The 12,243-nt window shown below is 70.5% G+C and carries 14 protein-coding genes; 11 read left to right on the forward strand and 3 right to left on the reverse strand.

Annotated elements, in window-relative coordinates; translation table 11 throughout:
* Positions 1-22 precede the first annotated feature (22 nt).
* From ACWD5Q_RS19790 to ACWD5Q_RS19815, 6 genes are all read left to right on the forward strand, one after another.
* On the forward strand, positions 23-331 hold the full coding sequence (locus ACWD5Q_RS19790) for a DUF2469 domain-containing protein (protein WP_008745401.1): 309 nt from the start codon (positions 23-25) through the stop codon (positions 329-331).
* A gap of 88 nt (positions 332-419) precedes the next feature.
* Complete coding sequence (locus ACWD5Q_RS19795; RefSeq protein WP_451428303.1) at positions 420-821, forward strand: YraN family protein; 402 nt, start codon at positions 420-422, stop codon at positions 819-821.
* A complete protein-coding gene (locus ACWD5Q_RS19800; protein ID WP_451428304.1) occupies positions 821-2,443 on the forward strand; it encodes a YifB family Mg chelatase-like AAA ATPase in 1,623 nt (540 codons plus the stop codon). The genes ACWD5Q_RS19795 and ACWD5Q_RS19800 overlap by 1 nt, the downstream gene beginning before the upstream one ends.
* On the forward strand, positions 2,440-3,591 hold the full coding sequence (gene dprA / locus ACWD5Q_RS19805) for a DNA-processing protein DprA (RefSeq protein ID WP_451428305.1): 1,152 nt from the start codon (positions 2,440-2,442) through the stop codon (positions 3,589-3,591). The genes ACWD5Q_RS19800 and dprA overlap by 4 nt, the downstream gene beginning before the upstream one ends.
* Positions 3,592-3,862: 271 nt before the next feature.
* Positions 3,863-4,705 (forward strand): RNA polymerase sigma factor WhiG, encoded by an 843-nt coding sequence (whiG, locus tag ACWD5Q_RS19810; protein WP_451428306.1) that lies wholly within the window; start codon positions 3,863-3,865, stop codon positions 4,703-4,705.
* Between the two features lie 199 nt (positions 4,706-4,904).
* Positions 4,905-5,462 carry a TetR/AcrR family transcriptional regulator gene (locus ACWD5Q_RS19815; protein WP_451428317.1) on the forward strand — a complete coding sequence of 186 codons (558 nt, stop codon included), beginning with the start codon at positions 4,905-4,907 and terminating at the stop codon, positions 5,460-5,462.
* Positions 5,463-5,517: 55 nt separating this feature from the next.
* On the opposite strand, the gene ACWD5Q_RS19820 is transcribed toward ACWD5Q_RS19815, so the two are convergent.
* Positions 5,518-6,150 (reverse strand): peptidoglycan DD-metalloendopeptidase family protein, encoded by a 633-nt coding sequence (locus ACWD5Q_RS19820; RefSeq protein WP_451428307.1) that lies wholly within the window; start codon positions 6,148-6,150, stop codon positions 5,518-5,520.
* A gap of 271 nt (positions 6,151-6,421) precedes the next feature.
* Between ACWD5Q_RS19820 and rpsB the strand changes: the two genes are divergently transcribed.
* From rpsB to ACWD5Q_RS19845, 5 genes are all read left to right on the forward strand, one after another.
* Positions 6,422-7,333: a 30S ribosomal protein S2 gene (gene rpsB / locus ACWD5Q_RS19825; protein WP_451428308.1), complete on the forward strand. Its 912-nt coding sequence runs from the start codon at positions 6,422-6,424 to the stop codon at positions 7,331-7,333.
* Positions 7,334-7,519: 186 nt separating this feature from the next.
* Positions 7,520-8,356: a translation elongation factor Ts gene (tsf, locus tag ACWD5Q_RS19830; protein ID WP_451428309.1), complete on the forward strand. Its 837-nt coding sequence runs from the start codon at positions 7,520-7,522 to the stop codon at positions 8,354-8,356.
* A 204-nt stretch (positions 8,357-8,560) separates the two neighbouring features.
* Positions 8,561-9,319, forward strand: coding sequence for a UMP kinase (gene pyrH, locus ACWD5Q_RS19835; RefSeq protein ID WP_451428310.1), 759 nt, complete (start codon positions 8,561-8,563; stop codon positions 9,317-9,319).
* Positions 9,320-9,482: 163 nt separating this feature from the next.
* Entirely contained in the window at positions 9,483-10,040 is a 558-nt protein-coding gene (gene frr, locus ACWD5Q_RS19840; protein WP_059129097.1) for a ribosome recycling factor, read from the forward strand.
* Positions 10,040-11,164 (forward strand): phosphatidate cytidylyltransferase, encoded by a 1,125-nt coding sequence (locus tag ACWD5Q_RS19845; RefSeq protein ID WP_451428311.1) that lies wholly within the window; start codon positions 10,040-10,042, stop codon positions 11,162-11,164. Before frr ends, ACWD5Q_RS19845 begins: the two co-directional genes overlap by 1 nt.
* A gap of 186 nt (positions 11,165-11,350) precedes the next feature.
* On the opposite strand, the gene ACWD5Q_RS19850 is transcribed toward ACWD5Q_RS19845, so the two are convergent.
* Positions 11,351-11,737 (reverse strand): hypothetical protein, encoded by a 387-nt coding sequence (locus ACWD5Q_RS19850; RefSeq protein WP_451428312.1) that lies wholly within the window; start codon positions 11,735-11,737, stop codon positions 11,351-11,353.
* A 47-nt stretch (positions 11,738-11,784) separates the two neighbouring features.
* Entirely contained in the window at positions 11,785-12,069 is a 285-nt protein-coding gene (locus ACWD5Q_RS19855; protein ID WP_451428313.1) for a hypothetical protein, read from the reverse strand.
* Positions 12,070-12,243 lie beyond the last annotated feature (174 nt).

The following is a 12,243-nucleotide window of genomic DNA, read 5'->3' on the forward strand; positions in this document are numbered from 1 at the left end:
CACGGCTGAAGGGGAACATGCCATGAGCGCCGAGGACCTCGAGAAGTACGAGACCGAGATGGAGCTGAAGCTCTACCGGGAGTACCGCGATGTCGTCGGTCTGTTCAAATACGTGATCGAGACCGAGCGGCGCTTCTACCTCACCAACGACTACGAGATGCAGGTGCACTCGGTCCAGGGCGAGGTGTTCTTCGAGGTGTCCATGGCGGACGCCTGGGTGTGGGACATGTACCGGCCCGCACGTTTCGTGAAGCAGGTACGCGTCCTCACGTTCAAGGATGTGAACATCGAGGAGCTGAACAAGACCGATCTGGAGCTGCCCGGCGGGTGACCGACGGCACCCCCTCACCCGCCGGGGTGACGGAGTTGTCCACAACCACCGCTCTGTCCACCAAGATCCACAGCGGGAAGCCTGATGCGTGACGGTTGGCGCCGGAGGAGGTGCCGACATGAACACACATCAGGCACGCAGTGCCCTGGGCAGGTACGGCGAGGAACTGGCCGCCCGGCGGCTGTCCGAGGCCGGGATGACGGTCCTGGAGCGCAACTGGCGCTGCGGCCGCAGCGGTGAGATCGACATCGTCGCCAGAGACGGCGACGTGCTCGTGGTCTGCGAGGTGAAGACCCGCAGGGGCGGCTCCTTCGAGCACCCCATGGCCGCCGTCACCCCGGCCAAGACGGACCGGCTGCGCGGCCTCGCCGAACGCTGGATCCAGAGCCACGGCGGGGCACCGCCCGGCGGGGTGCGCGTCGACGTCGTCGGGGTCCTGCTGCCCGAGCGCGGCGCCGCCGTGGTCGAACACGCGCGGGGGGTGGCGTGATGGGCTTCGCACGCACCTGCTCCGTGGCCCTGGTCGGCGTCGAAGGCGTCGTGGTCGAGGTCCAGGCGGACCTCGAACCCGGCGTGGCGGCGTTCACCCTCGTGGGCCTCCCGGACAAGAGCCTGACCGAGAGCCGGGACCGGGTCCGGGCGGCAGTGGTCAACTCCGGCGCGTCCTGGCCGTCCAAGAAACTCACCGTGGGACTGAGTCCCGCATCGGTGCCGAAAGCCGGCAGCGGGTTCGACCTCGCCGTCGCCTGCGCGGTGCTCGGCGCCTCCGAGCGTATCGACCCACGCGTCCTCGCCGACATCGTGATGATCGGCGAACTGGGCCTGGACGGACGGATCCGGCCCGTACGGGGCATCCTCCCGGCCGTACTGGCCGCGGCGGACGCGGGCTACGAACAGGTGGTGGTCCCCGAGTGCGCCGCCGCCGAGGCCTCGCTGGTCCCCGGAGTGTCCGTGCTCGGCGTCCGCACCCTGCGCCAGCTGATCGCCGTCCTCGCGGACGAACCCGTGCCCGAGGAAGAGCCGGACGAGCAGGGCCGCCCCGATCCGCTCCTCGCCGGACTGCGCGTCCCGGGCACCGGCGCGGCCACGGGCATGCACAGCATCGGCGCCGTACACGACCACGACCACGATCTGGCCGACGTCGTCGGCCAGATCTCCGCCCGCACGGCGGTCGAGGTGGCGGCGGCCGGCGGACACCACCTGCTCCTCGAAGGACCGCCCGGCGCCGGGAAGACGATGCTGGCGGAACGGCTGCCCGCCGTCCTGCCGAGACTCACCCGACAGGAGTCGCTGGAGGTCACCGCCGTGCACTCGGTGGCCGGACTGCTCCCCCCGGGCAAGCCCCTGATCGACACCGCCCCCTACTGCGCCCCGCACCACTCGGCCACCATGCAGGCACTCGTGGGCGGCGGCCCCGGCATCGCCCGTCCCGGCGCCGTGTCGCTCTCCCACCGGGGGATCCTTTTTCTGGACGAGACACCCGAGTTCAGCGGCCAGGCCCTCGACGCGCTGCGCCAGCCCCTGGAAGCGGGACACGTCGTGATCGCACGCAGCGCGGGCGTCGTACGCTTCCCCGCGAAGTTCCTGATGCTCCTCGCCGCCAACCCGTGCCCCTGCGGCCGCTTCTCCTTACGCGACACCCAGTGCGAGTGCCCGCCCTCGGCGATCCGCCGCTATCAGGCCCGGCTCTCCGGTCCGCTCCTGGACCGCGTCGACCTCCGCGTCGAGGTGGATCCGGTCACCCGCGCCGAACTCACCCGGCGCGGCTCCCGCGGTGTATCCACCGCGACGGTGGCCGACCGGGTGCGCGCGGCCCGGGAAAGGGCCGCGGCACGGCTGGCGGGCACCCCCTGGCGGACCAACAGCGACGTGCCGGGCCGGGAGCTGCGCAACCGCTGGCACGCCGCGAGCGGCGCCATGGACGTGGCCGAGCGCAGCCTGGAGCGCGGAGTGCTGACGGCCCGGGGGCTGGACCGCGTGCTGCGGGTCGCCTGGACCGTCGCGGACCTCGTCGGCCACGCCCGGCCGGACGCCGCGGACGTCACGCTGGCCCTGCAACTGCGCACCGGGGTTCCACGGGGTGTGCCGATGGCCCTCGGGACGCCGGCATGAGCGCCGACGGCGCCCCGGACCTCGCCCGGATCTTCCTCACCCGGGTCGTCGAGCCCGGCGACGAGGTGGCGGGGCGGTGGATACGGGAGTTCGGGGTCGAAGAGGTGGTACGGCGGCTGCGGGACGCGGGGCCGCGGCTGCCGGGCGTGTCCGAGAAGCGATGGGCGGGGCTGCTGGCGCGGGCCCGGCGCGCCGAGCCGGAGCAGGACTGGGCGGCGGCCCGGGAGGCGGGCGTGCGGTTCCTGTGCCCCGGCGGCGCCGAATGGCCGGCGCAGCTCGACGACCTCGGGGACGCCCGGCCCGTCGGGCTGTGGGTGCGCGGGCGGCCCGGTCTGCGGCTGTGGGCCCTGCGGTCCGTCGCCGTCGTCGGCGCCCGCGCCTGCACCGAGTACGGCGCCCATATGGCGGCCACCCTCGCCGCCGGCCTCGCGGAGCGCGGCTGGGTCGTGGTGTCGGGCGGCGCCTACGGCATCGACGGCGCGGCACACCGCGGAGCGCTCGGGGCCGCAGGCGCCACCGTCGCCGTGCTGGCCTGCGGAGTCGACCGGCCCTATCCGCGCGGCCACACCGGCCTGATCACCAGGATCACCGAGCAGGGGCTCGTCATCGGGGAACTGCCGCCCGGAGAGCATCCGACACCCAGCAGATTCCTCGTGCGCAACCGGGTCATCGCGGCGCTCACCCGCGGCACCGTGGTCGTCGAGGCCGCCCATCGCAGCGGCTCGCTGGTCACGGCGCGTGCGGCGCAGCGGCTGGGCCGCTTCACCATGGGGGTGCCCGGACCGGCCACCAGCGGGCTGTCCGCAGGGGTCCACGAACTGCTGCGCGGCGAGGCGGTGCTGGTCACGGATGCCGCCGACGTCATCGACCTCGTCGGCGACATCGGCGAGCTGGCGCCGGACCGGCGCGGCCCGGTGCTCCCCCGGGACCTGCTGGAACCGGCCGCCCGGCGCGTCCTGGCAGCGCTGCCCGGGCGCGGTACGGCGTCGGCGGGCGAGGTCGCGTGCGGTGCGCAGACCACCGAGGACGACGCGGTAGGGAGACTGTACGAACTCCGATCACTTGGATTCGTCGAACGACACGGCGATGGCTGGAAGTTGACACGCCAGGCGGTGACCTCGGTCCGACAAGATCACGGTCAGCGTTGACCGAGCGTGTTCGGCCGTCCGGGCGACCCCCCGACGCCCTTGGCAATTCCACCAGTTGACCCTTTCCAGCGATCACGCAGGGCGACGACCGCGGCCGCGGTGGGGGCCCCACCAGACCCCTCCGCGCACGGGTGACGCCCCACCCTTCGCACACTGCGACACCACAGTCACGCTACGCTCACGAGGATCCCGACTCAGAAGGCATCTCGACATCAGACCGACAGCTCACCCAGCCATCCCCAGTCCACGGCAGAACGGCACAAGGCGACGAATGCCCCAGCACACCTCCGGGTCCGACCGGGCGGCGCATCCCCCAGCCGCCCGTGACGGCGGCAGCGTGCGCCCGCCCGCTCCCTCGACGCTCGACGAATTGTGGCGGTCGTACAAGGAGACGGGGGACGAGCGGTTGCGGGAGCAGCTGATCCTGCACTACTCGCCGTTGGTGAAGTACGTGGCGGGACGGGTGAGCGTAGGCCTGCCGGCCAATGTGGAACAGGCGGACTTCGTGTCCTCCGGGGTCTTCGGGCTGATCGACGCGATCGAGAAGTTCGACATCGACCGGGAGATCAAGTTCGAGACGTACGCGATCACGCGGATCCGTGGCGCGATGATCGACGAGCTGCGGGCGCTGGACTGGATCCCCCGGTCGGTGCGGCAGAAGGCGCGCAGCGTCGAGCGGGCGTACGCCACCCTGGAGGCGCGGCTGCGACGGACCCCGTCCGAGGGGGAGGTGGCGGCCGAGATGGGCATCGGCGTCGAGGAACTGCACGCCGTCTTCAGCCAGCTGTCGCTGGCGAACGTGGTGGCCCTGGAGGAACTGCTGCACGTCGGCGGCGAGGGCGGCGACCGGCTCAGCCTGATGGACACCCTCGAGGACACCGCCGCGGACAATCCGGTGGAGGTGGCCGAGGACCGGGAACTGCGACGGTTCCTCGCGCGGGCGATCAACACGCTCCCCGAGCGGGAGAAGACCGTGGTGACGCTCTACTACTACGAAGGGCTCACGCTCGCCGAGATCGGCAATGTGCTCGGCGTGACCGAGAGCCGGGTCAGCCAGATCCACACGAAGTCCGTCCTCCAGCTCCGGGCCAAGCTGGCCGGCTTCGGACGCTGACCCGGGACGGCGGCCCGGCGCGGCAGTGCCCCGGCGGGCGCAGGGGCCCGGACCGGTGGGGTGCGCCGGGCGCGCGGAGCCCGGGACCGGCGCACGGAGCACAAGTGGCCCAGGCCGGCGGCGCGCACAGGTGAGCGGCTCCCGCGGGCGGCACTCCGTCCGTACAGTGGTTGACGTGCCAAGGATTCGAGCGGCCTCCGTGGCCGAGCACCGGTCGATGCAGCGAGCCGCCCTGCTGGACGCGGCACGATCCCTCCTGTCCGAGGGCGGTACGGAGGCCCTGACGTTCCCGGCCCTCGCCGAGCGCACGGGCCTCGCGCGCTCCTCCGTGTACGAGTACTTCCGCTCCCGCGCCGCCGTCGTCGAGGAACTGTGCGCGGTCGACTTCCCCCTCTGGGCGGCGGAGGTCGAGGCGGCCATGGCGGCGGCGGACGGCCCCGAGGCGACGATCGAGGCGTATGTGCGCCAGCAGCTCGCGCTGGTGGGAGACCGGCGCCACCGGGCCGTCGTCGCCATCTCGGCGAGCGAACTGGACGCCGGCGCACGCGAGAAGATCCGGGCGGCGCACGGCGGGCTCGTGACGATGCTCGCCGGCACGCTCGGCGCCATGGGACACCACGAGCCCCGGCTCACGGCGATGCTGCTCCAGGGCGTGGTCGACGCGGCGGTGCGGCGCATCGAGCTGGGCGCCGCGGAGGACCCGGCCGCCATCACGGAGGCGGCGGTCGCCATGGCCCTGCGGGGCGTCCGGGGCTGAGCCTCCCCTCCGGGGGCTTCCCCCCCGCCCCTCCCGCCCCCCACCCCGCCCCCGCCTACGGCAACGGCACCCCCTCCACCCGCAGCAGCCGGGACGGTCCCGCGTGCAGCAGCCAGGGGGGCAGCAGGGAGAGCGGATCCAGATACGTCTCCCCTCTGAGCAGCCCCCAGTGCAGGCACGGTCCCGCGCAGTGGGCGGCCGCGGCCGGCGGTTCCAGTGCCCCGAGCACCTCGCCCGGCCGGACCGTGTCGCCCGCGCGCACCGATGCCCGCACCGGCTCGTAGGTCGTCCGCAACGGCGGCTCGCCCGTGCCCGCCAGGTCCACCGACACCACGCCCCGGCCCGCGACCCGTCCCGCGAAGGCGACCCGCCCGGCCGCCACTGCCCGCACCGCATCGCCTGGAGCCGCCGCCAGGTCCACGCCCCGGTGCCCCGGCCCGTAGGGTGTCGCCGGCGGCTCCCAGCCCCGTAGGACCAGGGGGTGGACACCCACCGGCCACAGACGGGCGACGGCCGGTACCGACCGGTCGGGGGCCGGTGCGTCCGCCGTGGCCGCATCCGGGCGGTGCGTCGCGCCCGCCCACGCCACGGAGGTCTCCGGCCCCACCCGTGCGATGGGGGCCGTCGCGCCCGCCGCGGCCAGCAGCAGCGCCGCGGGCCACCACCGTGTACCTCGTTCAGCTCGCATGCGAGTACGGTCCCGCACATCGGGCGATCATGGCTGGATATGTGGACGACCGGCCGGTTGTGGACAGCGGCGTCACCCGCCGCTCCGCCGGTCCCGTACACTTCTTGTGGCGATCCGGGTCACCGGTTCGACTTCGCACGCCCCGACACCAGGCCGTCATCAGCCGGTGTCAGCGCTCCTCGGTCCTTCGTGGCACGGCGCATCGCGGGCGTCAGGCGCGAGTGCCATCCGGCGCCCGCGGCACAACCGAGAAAACTCAAGGAGAACGGCCATGGCCGTCGTCACGATGCGGGAGCTGCTGGAGAGCGGCGTCCACTTCGGTCACCAGACCCGTCGCTGGAACCCGAAGATGAAGCGCTTCATCTTCACCGAGCGCAACGGCATCTACATCATCGACCTGCTCCAGTCGCTGTCGTACATCGACCGCGCCTACGAGTTCGTCAAGGAGACCGTCGCCCACGGCGGCACCGTCATGTTCGTCGGCACGAAGAAGCAGGCGCAGGAGGCCATCGCCGAGCAGGCCACCCGCGTCGGCATGCCGTACGTGAACCAGCGCTGGCTGGGCGGCATGCTCACCAACTTCTCGACCGTCTACAAGCGTCTGCAGCGCCTCAAGGAGCTCGAGCAGATCGACTTCGAGGACGTCGCCGCCTCCGGTCTGACCAAGAAGGAGCTCCTGGTCCTCTCCCGTGAGAAGGCCAAGCTGGAGAAGACCCTCGGTGGTATCCGCGAGATGCAGAAGGTGCCGAGCGCCGTCTGGATCGTGGACACCAAGAAGGAGCACATCGCGGTCGGCGAGGCCCGCAAGCTCAACATCCCGGTTGTCGCCATCCTCGACACCAACTGCGACCCCGACGAGGTCGACTACAAGATCCCGGGCAACGACGACGCGATCCGCTCCGTCACCCTGCTCACCCGTGTGATCGCCGACGCCGTCGCCGAGGGCCTCATCTCCCGTTCCGGCGTCGCCGCCGAGGGCAAGGGCGAGAAGGCCGCGGGCGAGCCGCTCGCCGAGTGGGAGCGCGACCTGCTCGAGGGTGAGAAGAAGGCTGAGACCGAGGAGGCCGCTCCGGCTGAGGCCGCTGCCGCCGAGACCCCGGCCGTCGAGACCCCGGCCGCTGAGGCTGCTGCCGCTGAGGCGCCGGCCGTCGAGACCCCGGCTGCCGAGGGCGAGCAGGCCTGACCTCAGGGCCGTTCGGCTGATGTGAGGGCGGGGGGCGCCGACCGCGCCACCCGCCGTTCACCCGAAGCCCATAGATCTTCGTAGCCCGTAGATCTTCGTAGCCCGTAGATCTTCGGCGGCCGGCCGCAGGACCCGCGGTGGCCGCCGACTTCGAGACTTCGAACTCCGAGAAGAGATTCACAGATCATGGCGAACTACACCGCCGCCGACGTCAAGAAGCTCCGTGAGCTGACCGGCGCCGGCATGATGGACTGCAAGAAGGCGCTGGACGAGGCCGAGGGCAACGTCGAAAAGGCCGTCGAGGCGCTCCGTATCAAGGGCCAGAAGGGCGTCGCCAAGCGCGAGGGCCGCTCCGCCGAGAACGGCGCCGTGGTCTCCATCATCGCTGACGACAACTCCTCCGGTGTCCTCGTCGAGCTGAAGTGCGAGACCGACTTCGTCGCCAAGGGCGAGAAGTTCCAGGCCGTCGCCCAGACGATCGCCGAGCACGTCGCCAAGACCTCCCCGGCCGACCTCGAGGCCCTGCTCGGCTCCGAGATCGAGCCCGGCAAGACCGTCCAGGCGTTCGTGGACGAGGCCAACGCCACCCTCGGCGAGAAGATCGTCCTGGACCGCTTCGCGCAGTTCGCCGACGGTTACGTGGCGGCGTACATGCACCGCACGATGCCCGACCTGCCGCCGCAGATCGGTGTCCTCGTCGAGCTGGACAAGCCGAACGCCGAGATCGCCCGGGGCGTTGCCCAGCACATCGCCGCCTTCGCGCCGAAGTACCTCTCCCAGGAGGACGTCCCGGCCGACGTCGTCGAGTCCGAGCGCCGCATCGCCGAGGAGACCACCCGCGCCGAGGGTAAGCCCGAGGCCGCGATCGCCAAGATCGTCGAGGGTCGTCTGAACGGCTTCTTCAAGGACGCCACGCTGCTCGGCCAGCCGTTCGCGATCGACAACAAGAAGTCCGTCCAGAAGGTTCTGGACGAGGCGGGTGTCACCCTGAAGCGCTTCGTGCGCATCAAGGTCGGCATCTGAGTCCGTACCGCGATCGACGGGAGACCCGTATAGGGTCGAACGCCGAAAGCAGTCGTCCGTGGCAGGCGTGTGTGCCGACCCGCACGCGCGCGTGGCGGACGCAGATATGACGAGGAGGCCATTGCCGCGTATGGGATGCGAAACACGCCCCATCGGCAATGGCCTTCTTTCGTATGTGCAACACGTGAAAGAGGCGGGATCTCCATGACCACCAAGGCCGAGAAGAGCGACGACGGCAAAGTACGCGGCCGGTTTCTGCTGAAACTGTCCGGTGAGGCGTTCTCCGGAGGCACCGGACTCGGTGTCGACCCGGACGTGGTGCACGCCATCGCCCGTGAGATCGCGGCCGTGGTGCGCGACGGATCTCAGATCGCCGTCGTCATCGGCGGCGGCAACTTCTTCCGCGGCGCCGAACTCCAGCAGCGCGGCATGGACCGGGCCCGCTCCGACTACATGGGCATGCTCGGCACGGTCATGAACTGCCTCGCCCTCCAGGACTTCCTGGAGAAGGAGGGCATCGACTCGCGCGTGCAGACCGCCATCACCATGGGCCAGGTCGCCGAGCCGTACATTCCGCTGCGTGCCGTGCGCCACCTGGAGAAGGGCCGCGTGGTCATCTTCGGCGCCGGTATGGGCATGCCGTACTTCTCGACCGACACGACCGCCGCCCAGCGCGCCCTGGAGATCGACGCCGAGGCGCTGCTCATGGGCAAGAACGGCGTGGACGGGGTGTACGACTCCGACCCGAAGACCAACCCTGAGGCCGTCAAGTTCGACTCGCTCAGCTACGGCGAGGTCATCACCCGCGACCTCAAGGTCGCCGACATGACCGCCATCACGCTGTGCCGGGACAACAAGCTGCCCATCCTTGTCTTCGAGATGCTGGCGGAGGGCAATATCGCACGGGCCGTCAAGGGTGAGAAGATCGGCACACTCGTGGGAGACCAAGGCAGCCGGGGCTGACCGGACGCCGACCGGTCCGGGGCGCCCGTCCGGGCGGACCCTGACCGGGGGATGGACAATGACCTGCCGGTCCGGAACCGTGCAGGAAGAAGACGCGACGCAGCCGGCCGCGGACCGACGAGTGACAGCTGCCGGGCCTACTCAAGACACGCAGGAGCAAGTGGTGATCGAAGAGACCCTCCTCGAGGCCGAGGAGAAGATGGAGAAGGCCGTCGTGGTCGCCAAGGAGGACTTCGCCGCGATCCGCACCGGTCGTGCGCACCCGGCGATGTTCAACAAGATCGTGGCCGACTACTACGGCGCACCGACGCCGATCAACCAGCTGGCCTCGTTCTCGGTACCGGAGCCGCGCATGGCCGTGGTGACGCCGTTCGACAAGAGCGCGCTGCGCAACATCGAGCAGGCGATCCGCGACTCCGATCTGGGCGTCAACCCGAGCAATGACGGCAACATCATCCGCGTGGTGTTCCCCGAGCTCACCGAGGAGCGCCGCCGCGAGTACATCAAGGTCGCCAAGGGCAAGGGCGAGGACGCCAAGGTCGCGATCCGCTCGGTCCGCCGCAAGGCCAAGGACGCCATCGACAAGCTCGTCAAGGACGGCGAGGTCGGCGAGGACGAGGGCCGCCGTGCGGAGAAGGAGCTCGACGACACCACCGCGAAGTACGTCGCGCAGGTGGACGAGCTGCTCAAGCACAAGGAAGCGGAGCTCCTCGAGGTCTGATGAACGACTCTTCCTGGGGGGCGCCGCCACAGGCCGGGTACTGGGGGCCCAGCGACGCCGGACCGGTCCAGCGGACCGGCCCGGCGGGTCCCGCGTACGATGCGCATGACGCCCAGCAGACTCGCCCCATGCCCATCGTGCCCGACGTGCCCGCACAAGGCGGAGACCAGGATGACGACCGGGGGGCTGCTCGACCGAGGGGCCCCTTGTTCCGCGACGACACGCCGCAGGTGCCGTCCCCTTGGGCGGCCTCGCAGAATCCGGAGCCCATGCCCGACGCCCAGCAGCCGGCGCCCGCACCGCAGAAGAAGAGCGCGGGCCGTGACCTGGGCGCGGCCATAGGAGTCGGTGTCGGGCTCGGCGTCGTGATCGTCGTGTCGTTGTTCATCGTCAAGGCCGTGTTCGTCGGCGTCGTGGCGGTCGCCGTCGTGGTGGGCCTGTGGGAGCTGACGAAGCGGCTGGAGGAGCGCAAGGGCATCAAGGCGCCCCTCGCACCGCTCGCGGTCGGCGGTGCGGCGATGGTCGTGGTCGGCTATGTGCGGGGTGCCGAGGGCGCCTGGGTGGCGATGGCACTCACCGCACTCGCGGTCCTGGTCTGGCGTATGACGGAACCACCGGACGGCTATCTCAAGGACGTCACGGCGGGTGTCTTCGCGGCGTTCTACGTGCCGTTCCTGGCCACGTTCGTCGCCATGATGCTGACGGCCGACGACGGTCCGCAGCGCGTCCTGACCTTCCTGCTGCTGACGGTCGTCAGCGACACGGGCGCCTACGCCGTCGGCTGGCGATTCGGCAGCCACAAGCTCGCTCCGCGCATCAGCCCCGGAAAGACCCGCGAGGGCCTGATCGGGGCAGTGGCCTTCGCCATGGGGGCGGGCGCGCTGTGCATGCAGTATCTGATCGACGGCGGTTCGTGGTGGCAGGGCCTGCTGCTGGGTCTCGCCGTCGCCGCCAGCGCCACGCTGGGCGATCTGGGCGAGTCCATGATCAAGCGCGACCTCGGCATCAAGGACATGGGCACGCTGCTGCCGGGCCACGGCGGCATCATGGACCGCCTGGACTCCCTCCTGCCGACGGCGCCGGTGGTATGGCTGCTGCTCGTGCTCTTCGTCGGGACCGGCTGACCCGTCGTTCCGCACGTCGCCGATCGTGCTTTTCCGGTCGGGAGGCCCGTCGCCCACAGGGCGGCGGGCCTCCCGCACCGAGCACCTCGTACGGCCGACGGCTCCACCACGCAATGCTCGGCCCCGCCCATCTGCACAACCTCGCGCTCGCGGGTGACAGTGGCGGTGTTCATCTCAGGAAGCGGTCTACGCCATGAGCCCAGTAGGTGTATGGCGGGGCCATGGTCTGCCCGTGTAGTCGGTTGCGGCAGCCCGCAGCAGGTCCAGCAGATGGCATCCCGGGTACGTGCGGAACACGGGAAACCTCCACCGGTAGTAGCAGGACCAGTAGCTCACCACCCGGCGCTCGGTCCGAGCGAAGAACGCCGGATTCCGGGCGATGAAGTCTCCGTACAGCGGCCGGTGGGCAGAGCCGTTTGAGTCCAGGACGGAGAGGCCGCGCTGAATGGCCTCCAGGATCTCCAAGACGTACTCGCCGACCAACTGCACCACAAACGGCACCGCCCACGGCTTGTCGGAACTGACGACCTGTTCCAGGTGACGCTGGCGGACCAGCCTAGCGTAATTGGCCATGATCACTCGCGCCAAATCAGCTCCAGCCCAAAGCCGTTACGCCGACCTCAGTGTTGATCCGACTGTGTCGTGCTGGGTTCCTGGGTCGCCGCCACCGGGGGCGTGGGCTTCTTCGGCTCCAATACCGTTGCATTTGTCCACAGGTCTTCATGACTGTGCCTAATTGCGTTGCCAGCAATGCTTGCAAGCGGGACGACAACGCTCAGATTCTTCCCGACAGAATTCAAGGAAGTCCCGATGGCGATGACCTTGTCGCCCTCCGAAATGGCGAACCTGTCGTGAAGCTCGTTCGCGACACGTACTTCGGGGCGTTGAGGCTCGTCGTAGACCAACGTCGCTTCCTAAGCGGCCTTTTGCAGCTCGGCGTTGATCTTCTCCTCGGGGTCGAGGCGGTGGATGTGGATGTCGTGGGTGACGCGGCTGGTGGGTGGCTCGTCGGGGCGGAGGGTGCGGTAGCCGGGGGTGCTGCGTTTGGTGGCGCGGGGTGCTGATCGGCCGAGGCGGGG

This window comes from Streptomyces sp. NPDC002513 (assembly GCF_053595355.1).